General features: G+C 65.0%; 25 protein-coding genes. 5 read left to right on the forward strand and 20 right to left on the reverse strand.

Translation table 11 applies throughout. The annotated features are described in order from the left end of the window. Entirely contained in the window at positions 1-138 is a 138-nt protein-coding gene (locus F812_RS26545) for a hypothetical protein (protein ID WP_020086263.1), read from the reverse strand. A gap of 185 nt (positions 139-323) precedes the next feature. After that, positions 324-1,355, reverse strand: coding sequence for a hydantoinase/oxoprolinase family protein (locus F812_RS0112200; protein WP_020086264.1), 1,032 nt, complete (start codon positions 1,353-1,355; stop codon positions 324-326). A gap of 187 nt (positions 1,356-1,542) precedes the next feature. On the opposite strand from F812_RS0112200, the gene F812_RS0112205 reads away from it, so the two are divergent. After that, positions 1,543-2,253 (forward strand): HisA/HisF-related TIM barrel protein, encoded by a 711-nt coding sequence (locus F812_RS0112205; protein WP_020086265.1) that lies wholly within the window; start codon positions 1,543-1,545, stop codon positions 2,251-2,253. 203 nt (positions 2,254-2,456) lie between these two features. Here F812_RS0112205 and fae read toward each other — a convergent pair whose 3' ends face one another. The 7 genes from fae to F812_RS0112240 form a co-directional block, all read right to left on the reverse strand. Beyond that, positions 2,457-2,969, reverse strand: coding sequence for a formaldehyde-activating enzyme (fae, locus tag F812_RS0112210; RefSeq protein ID WP_020086266.1), 513 nt, complete (start codon positions 2,967-2,969; stop codon positions 2,457-2,459). 343 nt (positions 2,970-3,312) lie between these two features. Next, complete coding sequence (locus F812_RS0112215) at positions 3,313-4,182, reverse strand: triphosphoribosyl-dephospho-CoA synthase (protein ID WP_020086267.1); 870 nt, start codon at positions 4,180-4,182, stop codon at positions 3,313-3,315. Then, positions 4,182-5,123, reverse strand: a complete 942-nt coding sequence (locus F812_RS0112220; protein ID WP_020086268.1) for an ATP-grasp domain-containing protein — start codon at positions 5,121-5,123, stop codon at positions 4,182-4,184. Before F812_RS0112220 ends, F812_RS0112215 begins: the two co-directional genes overlap by 1 nt. 39 nt (positions 5,124-5,162) lie before the next feature. Next, positions 5,163-6,131 carry a methenyltetrahydromethanopterin cyclohydrolase gene (gene mch, locus F812_RS0112225; protein WP_020086269.1) on the reverse strand — a complete coding sequence of 323 codons (969 nt, stop codon included), beginning with the start codon at positions 6,129-6,131 and terminating at the stop codon, positions 5,163-5,165. Next, on the reverse strand, positions 6,128-7,279 hold the full coding sequence (locus F812_RS0112230; RefSeq protein ID WP_020086270.1) for an ATP-grasp domain-containing protein: 1,152 nt from the start codon (positions 7,277-7,279) through the stop codon (positions 6,128-6,130). Before F812_RS0112230 ends, mch begins: the two co-directional genes overlap by 4 nt. Continuing rightward, complete coding sequence (locus F812_RS0112235; RefSeq protein WP_020086271.1) at positions 7,276-8,175, reverse strand: NAD(P)-dependent methylenetetrahydromethanopterin dehydrogenase; 900 nt, start codon at positions 8,173-8,175, stop codon at positions 7,276-7,278. The genes F812_RS0112230 and F812_RS0112235 overlap by 4 nt, the downstream gene beginning before the upstream one ends. Positions 8,176-8,238: 63 nt before the next feature. Next, positions 8,239-9,207, reverse strand: a complete 969-nt coding sequence (locus F812_RS0112240; protein ID WP_020086272.1) for a beta-ribofuranosylaminobenzene 5'-phosphate synthase family protein — start codon at positions 9,205-9,207, stop codon at positions 8,239-8,241. A gap of 314 nt (positions 9,208-9,521) precedes the next feature. Here F812_RS0112240 and F812_RS0112245 point away from each other — a divergent pair, with 314 nt between their 5' ends. Both F812_RS0112245 and folK read left to right on the forward strand, forming a co-directional pair. Next, positions 9,522-9,896, forward strand: a complete 375-nt coding sequence (locus F812_RS0112245) for a 4a-hydroxytetrahydrobiopterin dehydratase (protein WP_020086273.1) — start codon at positions 9,522-9,524, stop codon at positions 9,894-9,896. Between the two features lie 135 nt (positions 9,897-10,031). After that, complete coding sequence (gene folK, locus F812_RS0112250; RefSeq protein ID WP_020086274.1) at positions 10,032-10,547, forward strand: 2-amino-4-hydroxy-6-hydroxymethyldihydropteridine diphosphokinase; 516 nt, start codon at positions 10,032-10,034, stop codon at positions 10,545-10,547. A 64-nt stretch (positions 10,548-10,611) separates the two neighbouring features. Here folK and F812_RS0112255 read toward each other — a convergent pair whose 3' ends face one another. The 6 genes from F812_RS0112255 to pqqA form a co-directional block, all read right to left on the reverse strand. After that, positions 10,612-10,986 carry a c-type cytochrome gene (locus F812_RS0112255; protein WP_020086275.1) on the reverse strand — a complete coding sequence of 125 codons (375 nt, stop codon included), beginning with the start codon at positions 10,984-10,986 and terminating at the stop codon, positions 10,612-10,614. A gap of 159 nt (positions 10,987-11,145) precedes the next feature. Continuing rightward, a complete protein-coding gene (gene pqqE, locus F812_RS0112260) occupies positions 11,146-12,369 on the reverse strand; it encodes a pyrroloquinoline quinone biosynthesis protein PqqE (protein ID WP_020086276.1) in 1,224 nt (407 codons plus the stop codon). Between the two features lie 31 nt (positions 12,370-12,400). Next, positions 12,401-12,718 carry a pyrroloquinoline quinone biosynthesis peptide chaperone PqqD gene (gene pqqD, locus F812_RS0112265; protein WP_020086277.1) on the reverse strand — a complete coding sequence of 106 codons (318 nt, stop codon included), beginning with the start codon at positions 12,716-12,718 and terminating at the stop codon, positions 12,401-12,403. Further along, positions 12,711-13,478, reverse strand: a complete 768-nt coding sequence (gene pqqC / locus F812_RS0112270; protein ID WP_020086278.1) for a pyrroloquinoline-quinone synthase PqqC — start codon at positions 13,476-13,478, stop codon at positions 12,711-12,713. Before pqqC ends, pqqD begins: the two co-directional genes overlap by 8 nt. After that, complete coding sequence (pqqB, locus tag F812_RS0112275) at positions 13,475-14,407, reverse strand: pyrroloquinoline quinone biosynthesis protein PqqB (protein WP_020086279.1); 933 nt, start codon at positions 14,405-14,407, stop codon at positions 13,475-13,477. Before pqqB ends, pqqC begins: the two co-directional genes overlap by 4 nt. Before the next feature lie 207 nt (positions 14,408-14,614). Further along, a complete protein-coding gene (gene pqqA, locus F812_RS23730) occupies positions 14,615-14,704 on the reverse strand; it encodes a pyrroloquinoline quinone precursor peptide PqqA (protein WP_020086280.1) in 90 nt (29 codons plus the stop codon). 568 nt (positions 14,705-15,272) lie between these two features. Between pqqA and F812_RS0112285 the strand changes: the two genes are divergently transcribed. Together F812_RS0112285 and F812_RS0112290 are read left to right on the forward strand one after the other, a co-directional pair. Further along, entirely contained in the window at positions 15,273-17,063 is a 1,791-nt protein-coding gene (locus F812_RS0112285) for a diflavin oxidoreductase (RefSeq protein WP_026868087.1), read from the forward strand. A 90-nt stretch (positions 17,064-17,153) separates the two neighbouring features. After that, the gene (locus tag F812_RS0112290) at positions 17,154-18,869 is read left to right on the forward strand and encodes an NADPH-dependent assimilatory sulfite reductase hemoprotein subunit (protein WP_020086282.1); all 1,716 of its coding nucleotides are present in this window, start codon (positions 17,154-17,156) and stop codon (positions 18,867-18,869) included. A gap of 164 nt (positions 18,870-19,033) precedes the next feature. Here F812_RS0112290 and F812_RS0112295 read toward each other — a convergent pair whose 3' ends face one another. Genes F812_RS0112295 through F812_RS0112315 form a run of 5 tightly spaced genes read right to left on the reverse strand, consistent with a single transcriptional unit; the run spans position 19,034 to position 23,907 of the window. Continuing rightward, positions 19,034-19,834 carry a sulfite exporter TauE/SafE family protein gene (locus F812_RS0112295; protein WP_020086283.1) on the reverse strand — a complete coding sequence of 267 codons (801 nt, stop codon included), beginning with the start codon at positions 19,832-19,834 and terminating at the stop codon, positions 19,034-19,036. A 20-nt stretch (positions 19,835-19,854) separates the two neighbouring features. Next, on the reverse strand, positions 19,855-20,595 hold the full coding sequence (locus F812_RS0112300) for a sulfite exporter TauE/SafE family protein (protein WP_020086284.1): 741 nt from the start codon (positions 20,593-20,595) through the stop codon (positions 19,855-19,857). Between the two features lie 50 nt (positions 20,596-20,645). Continuing rightward, the gene (locus F812_RS0112305; protein WP_020086285.1) at positions 20,646-22,199 is read right to left on the reverse strand and encodes a sulfate adenylyltransferase subunit 1; all 1,554 of its coding nucleotides are present in this window, start codon (positions 22,197-22,199) and stop codon (positions 20,646-20,648) included. Continuing rightward, positions 22,199-23,104 (reverse strand): sulfate adenylyltransferase subunit CysD, encoded by a 906-nt coding sequence (gene cysD, locus F812_RS0112310; protein ID WP_020086286.1) that lies wholly within the window; start codon positions 23,102-23,104, stop codon positions 22,199-22,201. The genes F812_RS0112305 and cysD overlap by 1 nt, the downstream gene beginning before the upstream one ends. Beyond that, complete coding sequence (locus F812_RS0112315; protein WP_020086287.1) at positions 23,101-23,907, reverse strand: phosphoadenylyl-sulfate reductase; 807 nt, start codon at positions 23,905-23,907, stop codon at positions 23,101-23,103. Before F812_RS0112315 ends, cysD begins: the two co-directional genes overlap by 4 nt. Positions 23,908-23,945 lie beyond the last annotated feature (38 nt).

Raw genomic sequence — 23,945 nt, forward strand, 5'->3', positions numbered from 1 at the left:
TTAGACAGCCGAAGCCAGTTGCGCCGCTTTTGCGCGTGCGCGGTGACGTGCGACCAGGAACGTCGTGATGCCAACGGCCAGAACGATGAGGCCCCCCGGCATGACGATAGCTGCAAGAATTGTGAGCGCCGTTTTCATGGCCTCTCCCCGATTGAGGCTTGTTGTTCATTATGGGTTGAGTCTAGCAGCAACGCATTAGAGGCCGCTTCAGATGGCCGCATGTATCAGAGGAAAACTTTTAAGACCTTTGTAAGGAGTTGCAGCGCAGCCGCAGTCACGCAGGCACGAAGCGCGCATGCACCGCAGTTATGTTCAACGATGTCTTATTGCGTTGCGGCGCCGAGCAGCCGCGCCACGGCCACCGCAGGCGCGCATCCCGTCGCCCACGCCTCGCACGATTGATCGGCATTGGCGAGCGTGCCGAAGCGCACGACGGGCCGTCCCAACCGCCGGGCGATCTCCTCGATCTCTCCAGCGCCGATGCCTGCAGCTACGATCGGAGCCGTTGCAAGCAGAGGTGCCGCGGAAAGAACGCGTGCCGCGCCGTCATGAATCGAACGGAGCTGACACTCGCGCACGAACGCCGCCGTCTGGCGCCAGTCCTCGGCCTTGCCGTCTCGCGCATCCCGCCCCAGCATGCGCCCTAGCCGCGCAACGCTCTCCTCGAGCGATTTGCCCTTTCCGTCCGCCGTCGCGTGCTGGTCGATCTCCGTGAGGTCGTAACCGAGGATGCGGCGCACGTCGGCCATGGTCGCGAGATACTCGCGCGCAAATCCAACGCGCTCGCCGCGGAACGGTGCCTCGGTCGTAACCCCCATTACAGCCGTCCGCGTGAAGCCCGTATAGACAAGCTCTCCGGAAATCTGCCGTTCGGCGTCGGTAAAGCCGCGCGGGGCCGGTGAGCCGGACGAGATCGGAATGATGTCGGCCGTCGTCGATCCGAAATCGATCAGCAACGCGTCCGCCATGCTGCTGCCGATGAAGGCCGCCGTCGCAAGAAAATTGGTCGAGCCCACGTCGCCCGGATGATGGCATGCCTCTTCGGCACGGCCGAAGCCGCGCGGCCCCATCCAGAATCGCGCCTTGTCTCCGAACTCCCGCGACAGGCGCGCGACGAGGGTTGCGACGCCGGTCTCCCGGTCGGGAAAGAGATCGGACAGCTCACCCGTCATGGTGATCGCAACCGAGCGTGCGCTGGAAATCAGGGCATGGGCCTCCGCCAGCGCGGTGTCGAGCTTGTCGAGGCCTTGCCAGAGCGGGCAGGCGATCTGACGCACGGCAACGGTGCGCGCAGCCTCGACCAGCGCCACCTTGAGGTGCGCGCCGCCCACATCCAGACCCGCCGTCATGCCCATGCCAAACCTGCTCCTCGCTTCGGCGTACACTACGCGTTGCCCGCTCCTCCCTATCACGGCGAAGATGGGCTGCGCAGGGGCTCGCGTGGCGCGGCACACAGCCGCCGCCTGTGGTACATCACCCGCCGGGCCATGGAGAGTATGCCTCGCCCATCCTGTCTAGACCCCAACTGCGAGCAGTGAGCTGATGGAGATCATCCCGGTCATCGACGTGCGTGGCGGTCTCGCCGTTGCAGCCAGTCGCGGAGACCGCGCGAACTATCGCCCGCTCGTGACGCCGCTTGCCGGGAGCGCCGATCCGGTCGCGGTCGCGCTGGGGCTTTCGCGCCTGTTTCCGTTCCGGAAGCTCTATGTCGCCGATCTCGAAGGGATCGAAGCGCGCGGAGCTGATTACCGGATGCAGCAGCGGCTCGCCGCATCCTGGCCCGGCACCGAGCTCTGGATCGACGACGGGGGAGCAGGCACGCAAGCCCCGCTCGGCGACAATGGCCCGCCAGCCGCCATCATCAAAAGTCACGTGCTCGGATCGGAGTCGCTCAGCTCGATCGATGACTACGAGCGCGCGCGAAAGGCAGCAGGTCCGGCGGCGCCGCTGTCGCTCGATTTCCGTGGCGATGACTTCATTGGCCCGCCCGGCCTGCTCGAAGATGCCGCGCTCTGGCCGGACCGCGTGATCGTCATGACGCTCGCCCGCGTGGGCAGCGGCGAGGGGCCGGATCTTCCGCGCCTCGATGCGGTCGTCTCGCGCGCGGCACATCGCGCGGTTTATGCGGCGGGCGGTGTGCGGAGCGTCGCTGATCTCGCGTCCCTGCGAGACATCGGCGTCGCGGGCGCGCTCGTAGCCACAGCGCTCCATGGCGGCGCGATCACGAGCCGCGACATCGAAGCGATCGCCTGAACCGCCGGTCAAAAAAATTAGAGCCTGATTGCGAAGCTCAAATCGCAACCAGGCTCTAAAGTTTCAGTCCACTTTGCGAGTGGATAGTGAAGGTCCACCCGTGTAGATCAGCCGTTCCAACGGCCAGAGAGTAGTCTTCCCAATCGCTGCAGCAGACCCCCCTTCAATGGAGGGGCATTATCCTGCTGTGGACGGTTTCCGCTTCAAGTCTTCGCACCGAACGGATGCGAGACCGAGTTGCGCTGAGCGGTAGCTTCAGCAGCGGTCGGCTTGCCAGCAACGGCGCGGGCGAGAGCCTCCTTGGTGGCGCGGTAGTTGTAGTCCTGGATCTTGGCGTCGTCGGCCGCTTCCCAGTGGATGAACACGCCGACGAGGACATAGAGGTCGTCAGCTTCGTTGGCGGGGATCACGCCCTCGGCAACCGAGTCCTGAACGGCCTTGGCAACGCCGTACTGAGCCGGTCCGAACATCTGGACGGCCTGGCGGGCGTCCTTGATGGTGACCTTGTTGAACATGATCGTGTTCGGCTTGCAGGGCAGGTTCGGCGCGATCACGGCGAGGAGCGTGGTGAAGCCATCCTTGTTGTTGGAGAGCGCGTTCACGAACGCCGTCTCAGCAGCGCTGCCGCGCGGTCCGATGACGAGGTCGATGTGTGCGACTTCGTTGCCGTCGCCGACGAGCGACTCGCCGACCATAACGCGATTGATCTTGGCCATTAGGGGGTTCCCTTCCTTCAATTGAACGAAAAACAACGCGCCCCGAGCGTCCATTCTGAGACGTTCGCTTGGAGCGTCCTGCCCAGGGTGCGAGGGCTGCAGTCCGAAGCTATCCCAGTTGCAGCGAACGGTGATGTGGGTCACCGGTCCGGTTGGCCAGATAGCGGCACGCTTCGCGAGCCGCCCCTTAATAGCCCTAGGATTGCGACTTCGACAAGGGGCTAGAGTGCAATCGGAAAAAGCCCGCCTCGAAGGGGGACGAACAAGCCCCCGAGGCGCTGACGCCCAGCAATACAAGGAAAGAAGAAAAGCGCCGCCGGCTTCTCCCGAAGGGAGACACAACCTAAGGGGACATGGTTTCTCGGCCTGCGGCGATGAGCGCATCTGCGAAAAGCGTCGCGACGACGAAGTCCGCGGTCGTTCCGGGGTTTAGCCCGCGCGATTTGAGGCTGCTGTCGAGATCGAGCAGTGCCTGCCAGGTCTCCTGCCGCGGTGCGGGACGCCAGAGGGCTGCGCAGTCGGCCGCCTCCCTGCGCACGGCCTCTGCGGCATCGTCACCATATTTGCGCGCAATATGACTATCCGGGAACGACGCAAGCAGGCTCATGTGCAGTGCAGTAATGGCCATGCTTTCGCTTTCGGCACTGCGGCGGGCTGCATAAAGTTCGGGCAGCGCGTGGGAGAAGATGTCATCGAAGCGTGTGACGTAGGCCCGCGCGATCCGGTCCCGATCGGCGGCGAGGGCCATCGCGTCCTTGAGCGTCATGCTCGGAGGGCCGTTAACGTCGCCCGCATCCGCGCGGCCAAGTCCCGCAGGATTGGCGATGACGATCGCCTGAAACGCCTGATCCGCGTCAGCCCGGTCGAGTCCATCGAGCACGCGGCCGAGACGGTCTCGAAGGTCGGAAGGCTCCTCTCGCCCGCCCGAAGCGACCGCGAGAGGCGCGCAGAGCAGCACGATCCCGAGATTGGTGTTGCACCCCGCCGCCGCGACGCTGGCGCCGACGGCACCTAGAATACGCGCGCCGACGCCGCGTGCGGGATCGCCGAGGAAGGGGGCCGCTGCCAGCGCGGCGCGCTCGAAATGCAGCGTCTCCATGCCATGCCCTGCCGCATGGATATGGACGTTGCCGGGCTTCAGCGCAGTGAGCTCGGCACGGCATGCCGAAAGAAAGGCGGCCTCGATCGTGTCGCGGGAGAGCGGGAACGCCATCACGCCTTGGCCTTCGTCACCGCCGATAGAAAATCCGCCGCGATGGTGTCGGCGATATCGACCGATGTCACGCTCTGGAGGCCTTTCCAGGCCGGGTTCGAATTGATTTCGAGCACCATGAGGCGCCCGCCCTGGTCGCGGATCAGATCCACGCCGGCGTAGTCGGCGCCGATGGTCGAGACGGCACCGAGTGCGAGCTGGCGCATCTCGTCGCAAGGCTCGTGCGCCACCGGCTCAGCGCCTTGATGCACGTTCGTGATCCAGCTTTTGCCGCGCCGGACCATGGCCGAGAGAATGCGCCCCTGCGAGACGAACACGCGCCAATCCTCGAACTGAGTGGCTTCGGGCCGTCTCAGATAGTGCTGCATGTAATAGACGTCGCCCACGTCCTCCGGCGGCGGCAGCTCCTCGGGACCTTGCGCGCGGCGCACGCCGTTACCCTGGCTTCCGAACAAGGGCTTCACCACCAGCGGACGCGGATCCCGCATCGCGTGCGCGAGCGCGCGCGCTCGGGTCTCCACCACGCGCGTCGGCGGTGTGGCGAGGCCTGCCTTCTGGAACAGGAACGTCGCGGTCGATTTGTCGACGCAGCGCTCGATCGCACGGGCGTCGTTCCAGACGCGGATGCCGCTTTCGCGCAGCGCATGAAGAATGCCGAGCCGGAAGGTGATCTGCTCGAGCGTGCCGGTTGAAACCGAGCGGACGAAAGCGCCGTCCGGCAGCAGCCCGTCGAAGCCCGGAATCTCGATGCCGCTCGGGCAAGACGTATCGAAGGCGCAGGCGCTCAGCGTGGTGGTCACTACCTGCGCGCCGCGCGCCTCCATCGCGCGCTTGAGGCGGCGCGCGTGCCAGTCACCGGAGCCGTCCTCGACGAACAGCACGATGCGCGGCCCGCGAGGGGCCGCGTCGTCGAGGTCGGAAGCTGTGACGAGCTTGTTCATGAGCCTTTCCCGCTCCCTTGGCCGGGAGAGGGCCGAAGTTTAGCGGAAGCTCGCGTCGACGATGTCGGGCGCGAGCTTGCCGGCGTGGAAGGAGGAGCCCGTGTCGAGGTTCGACACGGTGACGACCGCGGGGCTGAACAGCGAGGCGTCGATCTTGTAGAAGTCGCCGTTGACGCTGGCGAAGATCTCCGCGAACGGCTTGCCGTAGATGGAGCAGGTGTTGGAGGGCAGCGCATCTGCGAGCTTCTTGGCGGCTTCGTCGGTGCCGCGCACGAAGAGATGGATGCGCCCGCCGTAGATGATGGCGTCGTTGGTGCGGCCCATCGCCTTGACGAAATCCGGGATCGGCGGCGCGATCGGCGCCACGCCGTAGCCGTCGACGATGTTGCCGAGATCGAAATGGAGCGCGTGCGCCTTGTGAAGCGCCACCTCGAGCACGCGCGCGGCGATCTGCACCGTGCCCGCGAGGCTGCCCGTCGGCGCGTAGAGAACCGTGAGATCGCTGGTCTTGATGCCGCAAGCCTCTGCAACCTTGGTGGCGACGCCCGGCGGCGGCGCCTTGTCGCCCTCGATCACGAGCGCGCCCTTGTTGTGATGATCGATGTAGCCGAGCTCCTTGTAGAGCTCCTCGACGCGCGAGAGTGCGCGCGCCGGACCCGAGCCGAGCGCGAAGAAGCCGCTGTCGTCCGTGATGGTCCAGCCTGCGTACTGGCTGCCGAGGCACGCGACGACGGGGTTGGACGAGTGCACGACGACGCCGAGCGGCCAGCGCTCGAGACCCGAGGACGAGGTGAGCGTCACCGTTCCGAGGCCGCCCATGCAGATCTCTCCGAGCCGCCGGCCCGCTTCGAGGCCGCCCGGAACGTTTGAGCCCAGGTCGATGCACCGCTCACCCGCCGCGCCGGTGGTGACGGACACGCGCAAGGCCTGGGCGTTCGCGGCCAGATCGTCGACCAGAATGCCCGCCCGTGCGTTGACGCTCGGCGCGAAGCCCTGAGTGCTGCTCATTGTTGAGCTCCCTTTTTGTTTGAATGGTCATACAGCAAAGTTTCGAGGGCGCCCAAGCGTTGAACGCACGCGGCCTGCACCTCGTCAACCGAAAGTCCTTCGGCGATCACCGTCGCAAGCGGCTGGCCCGCGCCGATCACGCTGCCGGGGCGTGGCCGGTCAGAGGCCCAGTCCGGCCAGTCGATGGAGGAAACGGAGAGAGGGCCCTTGTCCGCATAGAGAAAGGCGGCGGCGCGCGCGACGGGCGGATGCCAGCCGGAGGCGAGAAGAGCCGCGGGATCGCCGCCGCCGCAGGCTTCCACATGAGCCTTGAAAAGCGTGCCCGCAGCGTCGTCGAACACGTCGAGTGTCGCGCCGGGGCGCGGATTGACCTCGAGCAGGAACGGCTCGCCGTCGCGTACGAGATAGTCGAACGAGACGATACCGCGAAGCGAGAGCGCTTCGGAGACCGCAAGAGACATTTCGATGAGGCGCGCTTCGAGATCTTCCTCGAGCGGGAGCGAGCCGGTGGCCCCGCCGTAGCGGAACGGACGGCGTGGAAGCGGGCTGGTCCACTGGCGGCTAGCCGCGAATGCGGCGCTTTTCTCGGAGACGAGCCCCATGAGCGAGATCTCCTCGCCTGCGATGCGGCGCTGGAAATAGCGGCGCGCGTCGCGACGGGGCTCGGAGGGACAGATGTGGATGTGAAGGCCGCCGCTGCCGCCAATCCGCTTCATCAGCCAGCCGTCGGTGTCGGACGGAGCATCGAGCCGCGTCTCGGGATGGGGAACGCCGAGCTCGTCGAGAATTCTGAAGAAGTGCGCAGGATCTTTCGTGCGCTGGATGGTCTCGGCATCGTTGCCGATGAGAGGAAATCGTGCTGCGATTTTAGAGACGAGGCGCGGATTGCATTCGAAGCCCGAGCCGAGCACGAGCCCGATCGGCGGGGATGAGGCCTCCGCCACGAGGCTTTCGAGGGCTGCGATCAGGGGGCGCGCCGTGAAGCCGACCTGGACGCGGGCAGGAAGGCAGCGCGAGGCGGCAGCGAGAGCCACCGTATCCTCGTCGCCGAAGCAGTCGACGACCAATGGCTCGTAGCCAGCCCTCCGCGCGGACGCCGCAAGCGCCCGCGCGGAAAAGGCGGCAATGAGGACGGTCTCGCCGGTCAAGCCACGAGCTGGCGGGCCAGCGCGAAGGCGTGACGGAAGTCGAGAGAAAGGGCCTCCTGCGAGTTGATCATCTGCTTGAAGAGGCCGGACTCCGTCTTGTATTTGATGTCGCCGATCGCGAGCGGGCCGACGCCGAGGGCATTGCAGCCCGGAAGCGGGGCGCCGTCCATGAACAGCTCCATGCCTTCTACGCCTGCGGGCGGCACGGCGTTGACGTCGGCGACGACGAGCAGCTTGTCGGCGTAGGCCTTCTGCTCCTTCGAGATCACCTGCACGCCGGCGGCTGCGGCCGCGAAGATGACCTCGGCGTTGGAGATGATCTCGCGCTTCTGATCTTCCGTTTCACCGGACACCGCCTCGAGGTCGACGCCGAAGCGCTCCTTCGAGACTTGCGCCGACTTGATGACGCGATCGACGCCGCGGTGAGCGACGAGCTTAACCTCTGCGCCTTCGAGCGCGACGATGATCGAGGAGGCGAAGCCGACGACGCCGGTAGCGCCGAACACGGCGACCTTGGTGCCCTTCCAGCCGCGGCCGAACTTGAGCTTCAGCACGCGCTCGACGCAAGCCACCATCGCGGCCGCCGTCGTGAACGACCCGGCGGGATCGGCTAGCACGGAAAGCTGGAACGGGGGAACCAGCGCCTTGCGCGCGGCTTCGAGGAAGTCGAGAGCGAGGATCGCATCCTTGCCGCCGACGAAGAAGCCGGTGCGGACGCCGTAATCCGGCGGACGCGAGAAGATCGCGTCCTGAACGAGACCCGTGACCTCTTCCTGGGTCACGTTGATGTAGGGAACGATCACCTTGTAACCGGCGTCGGCCGCCATGTTCACGTCGAACGGGCTCATGTGCTTCTGCGGCGAGAGCATGTGCAGAATCGGCGTGGCTTCACTCATAAAATCGTCTCCCGTTCACAAAAGGCTTGGCCGCTCATTGTCTTGAGTGTCGGCGTGCTCGTCTCAATCGGCCGCGATCGTCGCTCCGGCATTGCGCCCTCGCACCACCGCGATTTCAAGGCCCATCGCTTTAGCGTCTTCGACTAAAGAATGATAGAGGCGGTCTGCCACATCCGGAGAGGGTACGAACCCGAATCCGGTCGGCCCCCACGAGGTCTGGCCGATACCTGTTGCACCGAGCTCTGACGCCTTTTTGAGCAGCGCTCCGACAGGAGGCGAGGTCCAGGGGCTGCCCCCCTGTGCCGCCGCAAAATGGCCGCCCACGATCCGCTGAATCTCGGTTAACGCCGCGCCGAACGCGCCGATGTCGGCTTCCTTCAGGCCCGGGGCAAGCTGCATGAGAACGAGCCGGCAAAGCCGGTCCGCAAGCTCGGCAGGGAACGGAGGCAAGGCCGCGAAGGCTTTGGTCTCGCGGTCTCCATGTGCCCCTTGCGCCTTGGGGTCGAGCACCAGCAGCACCCGCCAGTCCTCGGGAAAAGGGCTCTGGATCAGCACCGGCGGCGGCTGGTCGATGGCGCCGCGTCCCCCATCCACGATGAAGCCGCCGGCCTCGAAGGCCGCCATGCCGATGGCCGAGCGCGCGCCGCGTCCGGCGAGGTCACCGATCTGCTGCGGCGAGAGCGAAAGCCCTTCGAGCCGCATGAGCGCAAGGCCGATGGCAAGCGCGAGTTGCGTGCCCGAGCCGAGCCCCGCATGGGCGGGAATCGCACGGGCGACTTCCACGCGGTAGGCCCCTTTGAGCTTCAAGGCCTCCGAACAGCGGGCGAGCACCGTGAGGACACGCTCGCGCTCCGGGCCCGAGGCCGACATGGTCTCGGCCCGCTCCACGCGGATGTCCGTGCTGGGTGCGTCGAGGGCAAGCCCGATCGAGCCGTAGCGGCGCCCCAGCCCCCCGTTCAGATCTAGAAACCCCAGATGAAGCCGAGCGGGTGCCGAGACGCTGCAGCCTCTGACCGGGTGTGTGTCGTGCATCTGAGAGCGCTTCCTTGGTGGGGGACGTTCGCCGCCGGATCTCGCCTCTGCGAGGGTTGGAGCCTGGTCTCAGCGAGGCGCGCGGCATCGCGCATCGAGAGCATGAGTAAATCTCAAAATTAAGAACGAGGGAGCCCGATTGCGCCCGAGGGCAGGATTCCCTTGAGGGCAGACGTGCTCTAGAGCATTTTGCCGCGAAGTGGAAACCGGTTCGTCGCGGAAAATGCGGCAAGCGGTATCCAAAGCCAAGGCGCCCGAGCAGGCCCGCGCGCAGGGCAGGCGCAATAGTCCACGAAAGGCGAGGAGAGAGCAATATGAGCAGCCCCCGGGACAAGGCACTTTCTGATGGCGAGGTCACGAAGTGGCTGGCCGAGAATCTACCGGAATGGCGCCTCGAGGACGGATGGATCCGCCGCACATACAAGACGTCGAGCTGGAAGGGCACGTTGATGGTCATCAACACCGTCGGCCACCTCGCCGAGGCGGCCTGGCACCATCCCGACATCACCGCTTCTTACGCCTGGGTCGAGGTCCGGCTGGTGACGCATTCCGCCAAGGGCATCACCGAGAAAGACCTGGCCCTCGCCAAGAAGATCGAGGAGGTCGTCCATTGGCAGCCGGGCAAGGAGGGCGTTCTCGAAGGCACGCCGGCCGGCGACATGCGCTTCTCTTACATCAAGTATGACTGATCGCGTGATGCGGCTGGCGTATCCCGGCATTGGCCGGGATGACGCCTCTGGGATTCGGACCGGCAGCCCGGCCTCTTCGTCGCGCGGGCGACGGCCTGTGTCCAGACGCGCCGGCAAGCAGTGTCCTGCCCGCCCATGACGCCGCCCGCCACAACGTCATCCTCTGACGCAACACCCGCGTTCGATGCCCTGATCGGGCTCGGATCCAACGTCGGCGACAAGGAAGCGAACATCCATCAGGCGATCGCCCTTCTGACCGCGAAGGGCGATATCGCACTCGTGCGGGCTTCGCGCCTCTACCGCACGGCTCCGTGGGGCGTGCTCGATCAGGATTGGTTCGTCAACGCCTGCATCGCGGTCAAGACGGACCTTTCTCCGCAGGATCTGCTGCGCCGCTGCCTCGGCATCGAGGAGGAGATGAAGCGTGTCCGCGAGCGGCGCTGGGGACCGCGCGTCATCGACGTCGACGTGCTGATCTACCGGGATGCGGTGCTTGCCGAGAGCGATCTCGTTTTGCCTCATCCGCGCATCACGGAGCGCGCGTTCGTGCTGGTGCCCTTGGCCGAGATCGCGCCCGAAGCCGTTGTCGCCGGCCATCCGCTCGCCCATTGGCTCACGCACCTCGACGCGAGCGACGTCACCCCCCTCTGAAAAGAAAAACGCCGCGGATGCAAGATCCGCGGCGTCTTCTTAGATCAGCTCGCGCGCGTGCAGATTACTCTTTGCACTGCGACTTGATGTAGGCGAGCAGGTTCTTGCGATCGTCCTCGTTCTTGATACCGGCCGGGAAGATCATCTTGTTGCCCTTGACGACGGCGTCGTCCTTCTCGAACCATGCAAGCAGGTTCTCGTCCGTCCAGGTGATGCCCGAGTTCTTCACCGCGTCGGAATAGTTGAAACCTTCATGATGGCCAGCAGCCTTACCTGCAACGCAGGTGAGTGCCGGGCCAAGGCCATTCTTCGCATCAGGGCCGATCTGATGGCAGGCAGCGCACTTCTTGAATACAGCGGCACCCGCCTCTGCATCTTGCGCCGACGCAGCGACAGGTGCAGCCACGAGCGCGGCGGCCGCAATAACCCACTTGAGCATCTTCCGAATCCTCCGAAACCTTCTTCTAACCGTCCTGCCGGGCGGCCTCCCGCACTACCTGGCAAGCGGCCCATACTCGCAAAGTTTGCCTGAACCTGGAGTGAACAAGTTGCCGCACCCAGGCTCATCCACTAGCTGTACTTGACCCTAGTCAGCGGCTCAAGATGCGTTGTGCGTTTCCGGTTTCTTTGCTGCACCGCCCACGCGCCGGTAGATGAACTCCGGAGCGTTGGGGCTGTGGCTCTCCACCTCTGCAACGGCTTGCCACTGTGCGTGCAGTGGAGAAAGAGAGCAGGCCGGATCGGTATTGGCCGCATCGCCGGTGAGGGCGAACGCTTGGCAACGGCACCCGCCGTAGTCGATCTCCTTGCGCGGGCAGCTCCGGCACGGCTCCTTCATCCAGGAGGTGCCCCTGTACTTCTGGAACGCCTCGCCATTGAGCCAGATGTCGGCAAGCGGCCGCGTCTTGATGTTGTCGAACTCGAGCCCCTTGATCGACTCGGCTGCGTGACACGGAAGGACTCGTCCCGAGGGAGTGATATTGACGATGCCGCGCGCCCAGCCGCCCATGCAGGGCTTCGGGAACTTGGCGTAGTAGTCCGGCACGATGGCATCGATGACGATGATGCCCTTGTACTTGGCGCGCGCCTCTTCCACCTGGCGGGCAGCCGTCATGAACGCTTCGCGCGTGGGCATCAGGGCGGCGCGGTTCACGAGCGCCCAGGCATAATACTGCACGTGCGCGATCTCCACGCGCCCGGCGCCCATCTCGACGGCAAAATCGATCATGCGCGGAACGTTGTGGATGTTCTGGCGATGGATCGGGCAGTTGATCGTCAGCGGCAGGCCGAGCTCGCGCACCCATCCCGCCACCTGGATCTTCTTCGCCATGCCGCCCTTGTAGGCGGCGATGCGGTCGGCGTTGTCCGGATCGACGTCCTGCACGGAGAGCTGAACGTGATCGAGCCCCACCTCCGCGAGCTTCGCGAGGCGGTCGCGCGTCAGCGTCACGCCGGCGGTGATCAGGTTGGTATAGAGACCCACCTCGGCCGCCACCTTCACGATGTCCTCGAGATCCTTCCGCGCCGTCGGCTCACCGCCGGAGAGATGGATCTGAAGCACGCCGAGCGATGCGGCCTGGCGCATCACATCCTGCCATTCCTCCGTTGTCAGCTCTGCGTTCACGCGCTCGAGCTCGACCGGGTTCGAGCAGTAGGGGCACTGGAGCGGGCAGCGATGCGTCAGCTCGCACAGCATGCCGATCGGCGCGCGGGCGCAAAGCGCAGGGTCCGGACCTGGATCGGCAACCGGCGCCCCGTCGGCGTTGCGGGCGCAGACGGGCATCGCCGTCTCGGTCACGTGGGTCGGTGCGATCTCGTTCATGCGTCGCTATCCTCTCTCAGCCGGCCACGCACTAGGCTTTGGCCAGCACACCCTTGTCGGTAAGGTCTTGGAGCATGGCCAGAATGTCTTCAGTCACCACCTCAAGTGGGGCCTGATACTCTTGAGACAAGGCTTCCGCGATCTCGCTCACGGAACGTTGTCCGTCGAGGCGCTTGAGCACTTCGACGGCCGTATCGTCGGGGTTGAACACGCGCTCCGGCGCCAGGATGATCCATCGGCCGCGGCCGGGATCGTGCCGGAGCTTGATATGCCGTGGCAGCACGAGTTTCGTGTCGCCCGCCACGATCAGGCGGGTCGGCATGCTGCGGGGCTCGGACGTCTCAGACATTCAGCGTCTCCGGCCTGAAAGCGCCGGGCGGAATCCAGCCCGGGGTCACGTAAGCATGGTGCAGTGCATCGAGCTGCGCCCAAAGCACGTTGCATTTGAAGCGCACGGCATCTACGCAGGCTTCCTGCTCTTCGCGGGTCTTCGCGTGCGTCTTGATGTAATTGAGCGCGAAGTCCGCATCGAACGGCGCCTGCACGAGCCGCTTCTTGAAGTATGCCATCACCTTGTCGTCGATGAAGTCATAGTTTTCGAGCATGCCCGCGATGCGCTCCTTGTGGATCTTGGGCGCGAAAAGCTCGGTGAGCGAGGAGGCGACCGCAACCGTGAGCGGCTGCTCGTAGACGAAGCGCACATAGGCTTCGACGGCGAACCGGGTCGCGGGAAGCGCGCCGGCCATGCTCTGCACGTAGTCGCGGTCGAGGCCGAGCCCGTCCGTCAAAACCAGCCAGCGCTCTATGCCGCCGGGATCCTCGCCGTGACCGTCGTGCTCGAGCACGCGATGGATCCAGTCGCGGCGGAGCTGCCGGTCGAGAACGCGGCTCACGAGGGCCGCATCCTTGCGCGGCACGGCCGACTGGTAGCAGTAGCGATTGAGCGCCCAGGCCGCCACCTGGCCCTTGTTGAGCTTGCCACCGTGCAGAAGCTTATGGAACGGATGCTTGTCGTGATAGCGCTCCGCGCCCACGGCTTGAATGGCCGCTTCGAATTCCTCGGGGCTCCACAGCGCTTGCGTATCAGGGCCCGCGCGACGCTCGCTCATAGGTGGATCTCCATTCCGTCATAGCCGACCTCCCAGCCGGCCGCTTCCGTTGCGCGGCGCTCGGGCGAGTTGTCGTCGAGCACCGGGTTGGAATTGTTGATATGGACGTAAATCTTGCGCGCGACGTTCAACGGCTCGAACGCGGCAATCGAGCCCTCGGAGCCCGAGATGCTCATGTGCCCCATCCGCGCGCCTGTCTTCTGCATCAGGCCCTGCCGGATCATCTCGTCGTCCGTGTAGAGCGTGCCGTCGAAGAACACGAGCGGCGCGCCTTTGAGCCGCCCGGCGAGCTCCTCGTCCACGATCGCGCATCCAGGCACGAAGAAGAAGTTCTTGCCCGTGCTCGCTTCCGTGATCTTGAGCCCGATCGCATCGCCTTCGCGGCTGCCGTAGTTGTTTGTTGAGCTTCCCGCCTCGAGATAGAGCGCGATCTTGCCGGGCACCGGAAAGGCTTCGACCACGATCCCCGTGTCGCGGCCCGCGCCCGTGATGGGCGTCGGCTCGCCGAAAGAGAGCACGTTGCGTTTGACCACCGACGCGTCGAGCACGTTGAAGATCGAGTTGGAGGCCAGCGTATCGAGAACGCGGGACGATCCGTAGATCGAAAACGGCTGCAGTTCCCGGAGATTCAGGAGGCCTGCAATGAAGTCCACATCGGCGCCGGTGAGAACCACGGCGGTGATGGGGCTGTTGCGCAAAGGTCCGTCCGCCCGGGCGCCGAGGGCTGGGGTCTCGTTGATCTGCTGGCGGAGATCGGGCGAGGCGTTGAGCAACACCCAATCCGAGCCGTTCGCAGACAGCGCGAGCGAGCACTGGGTCCGCGGGCGGAAGCCCGGTTTGCCAGCGCGGACAGCAGCGCTGTTGCGACCGTTACAGTTCCACTGAGGAAAGCCGCCGCCAGCAGCCGCCCCCAGGATCCTGATGATCATGACTTATTCGCTTTTTGGGCGGCGTGCCTCGCCGAAAGCGGCGCCGCAAATGAAGAGCATCGGCCGGAGGACGCGAGTGAGAGTGGGGAGGACCAAAGTCCTTGAAAAGACTAGATCCTCAACGGACTAAGCCCCCAAATGACTACGGCGGCCGATGGGTTCGACCGCCGCGCCAGAACTGCTCAAACGCGTTGCGAGCGGATCGATTTAGATGATGTCGATCTCAGCCGGCAGGTAGCTGGTGACTTCGAGGCCGACTTCCTGCTCACGAACTGCGGGCTTGGTCCAGGTCTTCATGATGGTTCCTCCTTAAAATGCGACAAGCTGCTTTACAGAAAGAGCGCTCCGCCAAGAGCCCCCCACTGAGGTCGTCAGTCTTCGTTTTATGACCGCCTCAGTCTGCGGATCGAGCCTTGCTTGTCAAGCACGATCCCCTTGCCCGTAAGTAACCACAGGCCGCCTGCGGAGCAAAGTAACAGTGCGTCACGAGTTCGTGTGACGGGGCGAGGTCTTAACGGCGTGCAGGAGGCCCTGGGGCCTGGCCGTACCAAAGGATGAGGAGCGCGTCGGCGGGTCTCTTCGTGAGCCTGTGCCCCGAACCGCGGCCGGGGCATAAAAGCGATACGATTTCGGATATATGTCCGCAATGATTGTCTAAGACAGAAGCATCACGGGGAATGACATTGCGATTACGGCATCGCGACCTTAAAGCCATGGAAAAAATTTCTACGTTGGTGTATCTCCGGCAATCAAATGCCGGCGGCTCCGTAGATCGAATTTTACGAATGGCCGCTAGGATGATCAGACCGGCAGCGCGAGGCCAATTCGAAGCGCCGGTTTCCCAGGGGTGATGGAGGAGGAGCGGGTGACCGCGGTTCCATTTTTGCCGAAGAACGCGCCGTTCGCGGCCGAGGATATCAACGTGCTGAACCAACTCGTGCAGCGCTCGACGCCGCTGCAGCGGAGCTGGCTTTCGGGGTTCCTCGCCGGCCTGGATGCCGCCCACGGACAGTCAGTCGGCGCTGTGGCCCCTGCTGCCCAGGCGCCCCGCCCGCGCCAGCCGCTCACCATTCTCTATGGCAGCGAGTCCGGCAACGCGGAAACCCTGGCGCTGAAGGCTAAGAAGCTGGCCGCAAAGCAGAATTTCGACGTGCGCGTAGTCGATATGGCCGACGCCGACCTCGCCACGCTCGCGAAGGCCAAGAATCTCATCGTCTATATCTCGACCTGGGGCGAGGGCGACCCGCCGCAGCGCGCGGCCGATTTCTATAAAGCGATCCTGTCGGAGGACGCACCCCGCTTCGATGGGGTGCGCTTTGCCGTGCTCGCCCTTGGCGACACCGCCTACGTCAACTTCTGCCAGACCGGCCGCGAGGTCGACAAACGGCTCGAAGCGCTGGGCGGCATCCGCGCGGCCGACCGGGTGGACCTCGACCTCGACTTCCAGAAGGCCGCTGCTGCCTGGACCGACAAGGCGCTCGAGACTATCGCGCCTGCCGAGCCCGCCGGATCGGCTACGGTCGTGCATGTTGACTTCAAGACGCCTGTTGCCGCCGACGAGGACGACGAGCCGCGCTTCACCGCGGAGAACCCCGCCGAGGCCGAGATCTCGGAGCTGATCAACCTGAACGGCACCGGCTCCACCCGTGAGACGTGGCACGCCGAGTTTGCGGTCGAGGACCCGGGCTTCATCTACAAGCCGGGCGATGCCATCGGCCTCTTCCCGGAGAACGATCCGGAGCTGGCCGAAGACCTGCTCAAGGCCGTCGGCCTCGCAGGCGACGCGGCTCTCAAGAAGAAGCTGGTCGAGAGCTACGACATCACCACGCTCTCGCGTCCATTGGTGGACGCCTATGCCAAGCTCACCGGCAGCAAGGGCGTCGCCAAGCTGCTGGAAGAGGGAGAACTGGCGCGCTTCGCCGCCGATCGCCAGTTGATCGACCTGTTCGAGAGCTTCCCGGAGAAGCTCGCAGGCGATCAATTCCTGAAGCTGCTGCGTCCGCTCCCGGGCCGTCTCTATTCCGTGGCGTCGAGCCTCAAGGCTCATCCCGGCGAAGCGCATCTTCTGGTCGGCGCGGTGCGCTGGTCGTCTCACGGCAGGGCGCGCAAGGGCGTGACCTCCACCTATCTCGCCGACCGCTGCAAGGTCGGCGGCAAGGCCCGCATCTACGTCAAGCCGAACCGCCACTTCGGCCTGCCCGCCGACGGAGACCGCCCGATCATCATGATCGGCGCCGGCACCGGCGTCGCGCCCTACCGCGGCTTCATCGAGGAGCGTGCCGAGACCGGCGCCAAGGGCAAGAGTTGGCTGTTCTTCGGTGAGCGCAACTTCTCGAACGATTTCCTCTACCAGCTCGAATGGCAGGACCACCTCGCCTCCGGTACGCTTTCGCGCATCGATGTGGCCTTCTCCCGTGATCAGCCGGAGAAGATCTACGTCCAGACGCGCCTGTGGGAGCGCCGCGCGGAGCTTCAGAAATGGCTCGACGAAGGCGCCCACATTTACGTGTGCGGCGACGAGAAGGGCATGGCCAAGGATGTCGACGTCACGCTTGCGCGCATTCTTGCCGAAACGGCCAATGGCGACGAGGAAGCAGGGCGCGCCAAGCTCAAGGATCTCGCCAAGGCCGGCCGCTATCAACGCGACGTATATTAAGGCAGCGCGCAGCAGGCGGATGGAACTAGCGGTTTCGTTTTTTCCTTCCCTGCTGCCGCATCGCTTGCCGTCTCACTGCCCAGGACCCCCATGACCGACAAACGCTCGAAGAACGAGTTCCTCAAGGAAGAGAGCCACTATCTCCGCGGAACCATCGCCGATGGTCTTTCGCACGTGGAGACTGGCGCTATCGCCGAGGACGACACGCAGCTCATCAAGTTCCACGGATCCTACATGCAGGACCACCGGGACGTGCGCGGCGAGCGGGCGAAGAAGAAGCTCGAAAAGGCGTACAGCTTCATGATCCGCCTGCGTCTGCCGGGCGGCCTCGTCTCGCCCGAGCAGTGGCTGAAGCTCGACGATATCGCCGGGAACTACGCCAACGGCACGCTGCGCCTCACCACGCGCGCGACCTTCCAGTATCACGGCGTGATCAAGTCGAACCTGCGCCGCACCATGCAGGCCATCAACGACGCCTGCCTCGACACCATCGCGGCGTGCGGAGACGTGAACCGCAACGTCATGTGCGTCGCCAATCCATTCATGTCGCCCGTGCACGCAGCGGCTGGCGATTTCGCGCGCAAGGTGAGCGATCACCTGCTCCCGAAGACCAGCGCGTATCACGAGATCTGGCTCGAAGGTGAGAAGGTCTCGGACATGTCGCGCCCCGCCGTGCCCGACACCGAGCCGCTTTATGGCGTCCACTACCTGCCGCGCAAGTTCAAGATCGTCATCGCCGTGCCTCCGCACAATGATGGGGACGTGTTCGCGCACGATCTGGGCTTCATCGCCATCACCGATGCCAAGGGCGCGCTCGCGGGCTGGAACGTCTCCATAGGCGGCGGCATGGGCATGACGCATGGCGATACCGCAACCTTCCCCCGCACGGGCGACGTCATAGGTTTCTGCACGCCGGATCAGGCAATCGACGTGGCCGAGAAGGTGATGCTCGTGCAGCGCGATTGGGGCAACCGCGAGAACCGCGCGAACGCCCGCTTGAAGTACACGGTCGAACGCTTCGGAGCCGATGCCTACCGCGCCGAGGTCGAGAAGCGCCTCGGCTACAAGCTCGGTGACGCGCGGCCATTCAAGTTCACATCCATGGGCGATCCCATCGGCTGGCACCAGGGTCCCGACAAGAAGTGGCACCTGGGTCTCTTCATCGAGAATGGCCGCATCAAGGATACGCCAGACCGGCACCTGCGCACGGCACTCCGCGAAATCGCCCAGGCAGGCGGGATCACCTTCTCGCTGACCGGAAACCAGAACATCATTATCTGCAACGTCGGTGCGAAGCAGAAGGCGAAGATCGAGGCTACGCTCAAGGCGCACGGCATCGACATCAAGACGTCATCGGGCCTGCGCCGCAATTCGATCTCGTGCGTGGCGCTTCCGACGTGCGCGCTTGCGCTTGCCGAGAGCGAGCGCTTTCTGCCGGAGCTGATCACGACGCTCGAGGACAGCCTCGACAAGGCGGGCCTGCGCGAGGACGATATCGTCATCCGCATGACCGGTTGCCCGAACGGCTGCGGCCGGCCCTACATGGCGGAGATCGGCTTTGTCGGCCGCGCGCCCGGTCTTTACAACCTTTACCTCGGCGCGGCGCACGAAGGCACACGCCTCAACAAGCTCTATGCGCAGGATGTCGGCAAGGCCCGCATCGTGGAGCTCCTGGAGCCGTTGTTTCTGCGCTACGCAAAGGAGCGCCAGGAAGGCGAACGCTTCGGCGACTTCGTGATCCGCGCCGGTGTCGTGAAGGCCACTCTCGGCGGCAACACCTTCCACAGCGATGTGACGCTCGTCTGAGCGGCACTATTCACTAGCGGCCAGCAACGAAGCGTCCTCTCCCGTGCGGGAGAGGCGCCCGTCTGCCGTTGGAGCGGGCCGTGCACGCGTTTCCACACCTGGACGTCATCCCGGCGGAGGCCGGGATCCAGGCACAAGGCAATGTGGGGTCGGCTGAGCAGCGCTCAGAGCTTCGCGTAGAGTTGGGACGCCGCGAACACGAGGATCGCTGCGAGGGACGCGCGCAGGAACCACTCCGGCAGCTTGCCGGTGAGGCGCGATCCGATCGCGATGCCGGGCAGTGAGCCGAGCAGCAGCAGGCCGAGCAGGGTGAAATTTGTGTTCCCCATGCCGAGGTGGCCGAGCCCGGAGACGAGCGTGAGCGGAACCGCGTGCACGATATCGGTTCCGATCAGGTGCCGGGTCTTGAGCGCGGGATAGAGCAGCGTCAGCACCACGACGCCGATGGCGCCCGCGCCGACCGAGGTCAGCGTCACGATCGAGCCGAGCAGCAGGCCCAGCAGCAACGTCGGAAGCGGACGGATCGGATGGTTGAGCTCCGCGCCTTCCTTCCACTTGCCGCGGGTGATGAACGGATAGATCAGGATGGCGATGGAACTGATGAGGAGTGCCGTAACCAGCGCGCTCTTGATGACGTGCGCCATCACCTCGAGGTTGGGCTCGAGCCATTCGATCAGCGCGAGCATCGCAAGCGCGCCGGGAACGCTGCCCGCGGCGAGCCAGCGGACGATGCGCCAGTTCACGTTTCCGAAATTGTGGTGAGGTGCGGCGGCCGACGCCTTGGTGATCGATGCGAACAGAAGATCGGTGCCGACTGCGAGCGCGGGCTGCACGCCGACGTGCGTGATGAGAAACGGCGTCATGAGCGAGCCCGCGCCGACCCCCGTCATGCCGACGAGGAAGCCCACGCCGAAACCGCCCGCGATGATATGCGGCCATTGAGCGAGGATGGAGGGATCGAACATCGGGTCACGTCGCTCGTAAGCTACTGGAGGGTGAGGTAGATCGTTCGGACGGAGAGCAGCACGACCACGCAGCCGACCACCAGCATCAGCACTTTGGCGGGCACGTGCTTGGCCGCGAGCGCGGCGAACGGAGCCGCGATCACGCCGCCGACGATCAGCCCCGCAATGATAGGCCAGAGGCTGAGCCCCACCGTGAGGAAGAAAGTCGTCGAGATCGTCAGGGTGACGAAGAACTCCGCGAGATTGACGGAGCCGATCGCGTAGCGCGGCGTCGCGCCCTGTCCGAGCAGGCTCGACGTTACGATCGGTCCCCATCCGCCGCCGCCGATCGCATCAAGAAGGCCGCCGAAGAAGCCGAGCGGCGCGACGGAGCGCGGAGCGGGTGCGGCGAGAGGTTTCCTCGCGAGAGCTTTCCAGATGATGACGAGACCGAGCAGCAGGAGGTAGGCACTGATGAAGGGCTTCAACGTGTCGCCCGGAAACTCGGAGAGCGCGTAGGCACCGATCGCGCCGCCGATCATTCCGGGCACCGCGAGGCGCCACAGCAGCCGCCGGTCGACGTTTCCGAGCTTCCAGTGCGCAAGGCCCGAGGCGCCCGTGGTGAACGTCTCGGCGGCATGCACGCACGCGCTCGCAGTGGCTGGCGGAACGCCCATGCCGAGCAGAACAGAGCTCGTCGTTACGCCGTAAGCCATGCCGATTGCGCCGTCGATCATCTGGGCGACAAAGCCGATGGCGACGTAAAGAAGGATGTCATCCATGATGATGGGCGGCGTCTCCGTTATTGCCGCCAACTGATAGCAAATTTAGATCAGATCGAATAGTCGGGAGCACTCTCGATCTCGACATTTATGCCGGCCGCTCTGAGGATTAGTGCGACCTCGTTTGCGCGTCTGCGGAACTCGGCTTCCGTCTCCGGACGATCGCCGAGATCGGCGTTGAGGCCGCGCTCCAGCATGGCGCGCGTGAGCACGAAGGTGTTCTCGTCCGCTTCGGCCGCCTGCGCTTTCGCTTCGGTGACGACGCCCCCTGCGATGGAAGCGCCAGTGATGGCATCGACCAGCATGAAGCTGCCGGTTTCCGGCGCTTCGCCGAATGTGTCGATGGCCGCCGGCCGCCCGAGCGCGATGTCGGCGATCGCGATGTCGTTTGCACCGCACTCCGCCGAAGGCGTGGTTGCGAGTGTCTCGAGATCGAGAAGCGCGCGGATCTTGAGGTTGGAGACCGGCGTAAGATCTGTTGCGGTGCGCAAGAGATAGGAGCCGCGCGGATCATACGGCGTTTCGCTGAGCCACACCATGCGCGTTTCGAGGCTGCGCGCCACGACGGGCCGCGCATCGGCTTTGGAGAGGACGGCGCCGCGCGCCACGTCGATATCGGTGTCGAGCTGGATCGCGACAGCTTGGCCTTGCGAGGCCTGCTCGAAATCGCCGTCCATGGTGGCGATGCGCAGGATCTTGGCGCTGCGCTTCGAAAGCGCGTCGACCACCGTCTCGCCCACGCGCACGCTGCCCGCGCTCACGGTGCCGGCAAGACCACGGAAATCGTTGCGGCTGTCGCGCAGCACGGTCTGCACGGGAAAGCGGAAGGGGCCCTTGGGCTCGGTGCCGCGGCTCGGCAGCTCCTCGAGATGCTGCAGAAGGGTCGGCCCCTTGTACCAGGGCATGTTCTCGGAAGCCCGCGCGACGTTGTCGCCGGAAACGGCGGCCGCCGGAATGGCGATCGCCTCCCAGAAGCCGAAGCGCCAGGAGAGCGTCTGGAAGTCGGCCTCGATCTTGCGGAAGGAGTCCTCGGACCAGCCGACGAGATCCATCTTGTTGACGGCGAGGATCACGCGCTTCACGCCGACGAGATCGAGGATAGCCGCGTGACGGCGCGTCTGCTTCTTGATGCCGTGGCGCGCGTCGATCAGCAGAATGGCGACATCGGCGTGCGAGGCACCCGACGCCATGTTGCGCGTGTACTGCTCGTGGCCCGGGCTGTCGATCACGACGAACCGGCGATGCGCGGTGTCGAAATAGCGCCAGGCGATATCGATGGTGATGCCCTGCTCGCGCTCGGCCACGAGGCCGTCCATGAGCAGGCTGAAATCGGGATTGCCGCCATCCACCTTCTTGCCGCGCGCGAGCGTCTCGCGCTGGTCGTCGTAAAGGTCGGTGGCGTCCCACAGGAGGCGGCCGATCAGCGTCGACTTGCCGTCATCGACGGAGCCGCACGTCAGGATGCGCAGCATGCCCGAAAGCTCGGGCGCGATGCGCGACAGGTCGGCAGGGGGAGACGAGGGAGCGGCTTGGTCGGAAACGACCTTGAGCGTCTTCGATTTCTTGACCTTCGCGTCCTGAAGGGCGTTGGGATGTGCCGACATCAAAAGTACCCTTCCTGCTTCTTCTTCTCCATGGCGCCGGCCTGATCGTGGTCGATGAGGCGGCCCTGCCGTTCGGACGTGCGCGCGCCGAGCGTTTCGGCGACGACGCTTTCGATGGTGTCGGCATCGGATTCGACGGCTGCCGTGAGCGGATAGCAGCCGAGCGTGCGGAAGCGAACGCGCCGGTTTACGATGGCCTCACCGGGCTTCACCGCGAGACGATCGTCGTCGCGCATCAGGAGCTGGCCGTTACGGATGATGGTCGGGCGCTCCTTGGCGAAATAGAGCGGCACCACGTCGAGCTTCTCGCGCAGGATGTAGCGCCACACGTCGCGCTCGGTCCAATTGGAGAGCGGAAACACGCGCACCGTCTCGCCTGCGCCGAGGCGGCCGTTGAGCAGCCGCCACATCTCCGGCCGCTGGCGGCGCGGATCCCAGCGATGACCTTCCGCGCGGAACGAGAACACGCGCTCCTTGGCGCGGCTCGCCTCCTCGTCGCGGCGCGCCCCGCCGAAAGCGGCGTCGAAGCCGTACTTGTCGAGCGCCTGCTTGAGCGGCACCGTCTTCATCACGTCCGTGTAGACGGACGGCGCGTAGTCGATCGGATTGATGCCCTTGGCCGCTCCGTCCTCGTTGGTGTGCACGATGAGATCGAGGTCGAAGTCACGAGCTGTCTTGTCGCGGAACGCGATCATGTCCCGGAACTTCCAGCCGGTATCGATGTGCAGCGTCGGGAAGGGCAGCTTGCCCGGCCAGAAAGCCTTCCGGGCGAGATGCAGGAGAACCGTCGAGTCCTTGCCGATGGAATAGAGAAGCACCGGCTTGCGGAACTGCGCCGCTGCTTCGCGGAAAATATGGATGCTCTCGGCCTCGAGCAGGTCGAGATGGGAAATGGGCTGCGTCATGCCTGCGTCTCTTTCGATTTCGGGCGATTGTGCAGCCCGCATTCCTTGCCGTCCTCGTTCTCCCACCACCAGCGGCCGGCGCGGATGTCCTCGCCGGGGCGGATGGCGCGCGTGCACGGCTGACAGCCGATGGACGGAAATCCGCGCGCATGCAGCGGGTTCACCGGAACCCCGTTCTCGGCGATGTAGGCTTCGAGCGTCTCGAGGCTCCAGTCGGCGATCGGGTTGAGCTTCACGAGGCTGTGCTCGGCGTCCCAGACCGCGAACGGCACAAGCGCGCGGCCCGCCGACTGATCGCGCCTGAGGCCGGTCAGCCAGCCGTCCGCGCCAGCCAGCGCCTTGTTGAGCGGTCTCACCTTGCGCACGTCGCAGCAGGCCTTGCGAGCTTCGATGGACTGGCGGAACCCCATGATGCCGTCGCGGGCCACCAGCATCTCCACATCGCTCGCTTCCGGAAACACGACGCGGATCTTGAGGCCATAGCGCAGCTCGCTCGCGTCGAGCGTTTCGAGCGTTTCGGGGAAATGGCGGCCGGTATCGAGCGTGAAAACGTCGAAGGGGCGTCCCGTGGCGGCGATTGCGTGCAGTACCGCCTGGTCCTCGAGGCCGAGGCTGGTCGAGAAGGTGACCCGTCCGGGGATAGCGTCCGCGATGGCATGAAGACGGCCTTCGAGGCTGTCGATCGCCGCAAGCGTCTCGTTGAGGGCTGCCGCCCGCCCTTCGCCCTCGTCTTTGAAGGCAGAAAGATCTTTCGTCGCCCCGGCGATGCCACCGGCGCGCGCCCGAACTTGTGACTGAGACATGGAAGTCCTCCGATGGCCGGAAGCTAATAAAATGAGTT

The sequence above is a fragment of the Hyphomicrobium zavarzinii ATCC 27496 genome (genome assembly GCF_000383415.1).
Lineage (GTDB): Bacteria > Pseudomonadota > Alphaproteobacteria > Rhizobiales > Hyphomicrobiaceae > Hyphomicrobium_C > Hyphomicrobium_C zavarzinii.

What these genes read in the sequence shown, in the direction of transcription:
- F812_RS0112305 (WP_020086285.1), bottom strand. Translation starts at nt 22,199, where the DNA reads ATGTCGGCACATCCCAACGCCCTTCAGGACGCGAAGGTCAAGAAATCG.
- F812_RS0112200 (WP_020086264.1), bottom strand. Translation starts at nt 1,355, where the DNA reads ATGGGCATGACGGCGGGTCTGGATGTGGGCGGCGCGCACCTCAAGGTG.
- F812_RS0112240 (WP_020086272.1), bottom strand. Translation starts at nt 9,207, where the DNA reads ATGCACGACACACACCCGGTCAGAGGCTGCAGCGTCTCGGCACCCGCT.
- F812_RS0112215 (WP_020086267.1), bottom strand. Translation starts at nt 4,182, where the DNA reads ATGGCGTTCCCGCTCTCCCGCGACACGATCGAGGCCGCCTTTCTTTCG.
- pqqC (WP_020086278.1), bottom strand. Translation starts at nt 13,478, where the DNA reads ATGAGCGAGCGTCGCGCGGGCCCTGATACGCAAGCGCTGTGGAGCCCC.
- F812_RS0112205 (WP_020086265.1), top strand. Translation starts at nt 1,543, where the DNA reads ATGGAGATCATCCCGGTCATCGACGTGCGTGGCGGTCTCGCCGTTGCA.
- folK (WP_020086274.1), top strand. Translation starts at nt 10,032, where the DNA reads ATGACGCCGCCCGCCACAACGTCATCCTCTGACGCAACACCCGCGTTC.
- F812_RS0112255 (WP_020086275.1), bottom strand. Translation starts at nt 10,986, where the DNA reads ATGCTCAAGTGGGTTATTGCGGCCGCCGCGCTCGTGGCTGCACCTGTC.
- F812_RS26545 (WP_020086263.1), bottom strand. Translation starts at nt 138, where the DNA reads ATGAAAACGGCGCTCACAATTCTTGCAGCTATCGTCATGCCGGGGGGC.
- mch (WP_020086269.1), bottom strand. Translation starts at nt 6,131, where the DNA reads ATGAGCAGCACTCAGGGCTTCGCGCCGAGCGTCAACGCACGGGCGGGC.
- pqqB (WP_020086279.1), bottom strand. Translation starts at nt 14,407, where the DNA reads ATGATCATCAGGATCCTGGGGGCGGCTGCTGGCGGCGGCTTTCCTCAG.
- F812_RS0112315 (WP_020086287.1), bottom strand. Translation starts at nt 23,907, where the DNA reads ATGTCTCAGTCACAAGTTCGGGCGCGCGCCGGTGGCATCGCCGGGGCG.
- pqqE (WP_020086276.1), bottom strand. Translation starts at nt 12,369, where the DNA reads ATGAACGAGATCGCACCGACCCACGTGACCGAGACGGCGATGCCCGTC.
- cysD (WP_020086286.1), bottom strand. Translation starts at nt 23,104, where the DNA reads ATGACGCAGCCCATTTCCCATCTCGACCTGCTCGAGGCCGAGAGCATC.
- F812_RS0112220 (WP_020086268.1), bottom strand. Translation starts at nt 5,123, where the DNA reads ATGAACAAGCTCGTCACAGCTTCCGACCTCGACGACGCGGCCCCTCGC.
- F812_RS0112245 (WP_020086273.1), top strand. Translation starts at nt 9,522, where the DNA reads ATGAGCAGCCCCCGGGACAAGGCACTTTCTGATGGCGAGGTCACGAAG.
- F812_RS0112295 (WP_020086283.1), bottom strand. Translation starts at nt 19,834, where the DNA reads ATGTTCGATCCCTCCATCCTCGCTCAATGGCCGCATATCATCGCGGGC.
- pqqA (WP_020086280.1), bottom strand. Translation starts at nt 14,704, where the DNA reads ATGAAGACCTGGACCAAGCCCGCAGTTCGTGAGCAGGAAGTCGGCCTC.
- pqqD (WP_020086277.1), bottom strand. Translation starts at nt 12,718, where the DNA reads ATGTCTGAGACGTCCGAGCCCCGCAGCATGCCGACCCGCCTGATCGTG.
- F812_RS0112290 (WP_020086282.1), top strand. Translation starts at nt 17,154, where the DNA reads ATGACCGACAAACGCTCGAAGAACGAGTTCCTCAAGGAAGAGAGCCAC.
- F812_RS0112300 (WP_020086284.1), bottom strand. Translation starts at nt 20,595, where the DNA reads ATGGATGACATCCTTCTTTACGTCGCCATCGGCTTTGTCGCCCAGATG.
- fae (WP_020086266.1), bottom strand. Translation starts at nt 2,969, where the DNA reads ATGGCCAAGATCAATCGCGTTATGGTCGGCGAGTCGCTCGTCGGCGAC.
- F812_RS0112235 (WP_020086271.1), bottom strand. Translation starts at nt 8,175, where the DNA reads ATGAGTGAAGCCACGCCGATTCTGCACATGCTCTCGCCGCAGAAGCAC.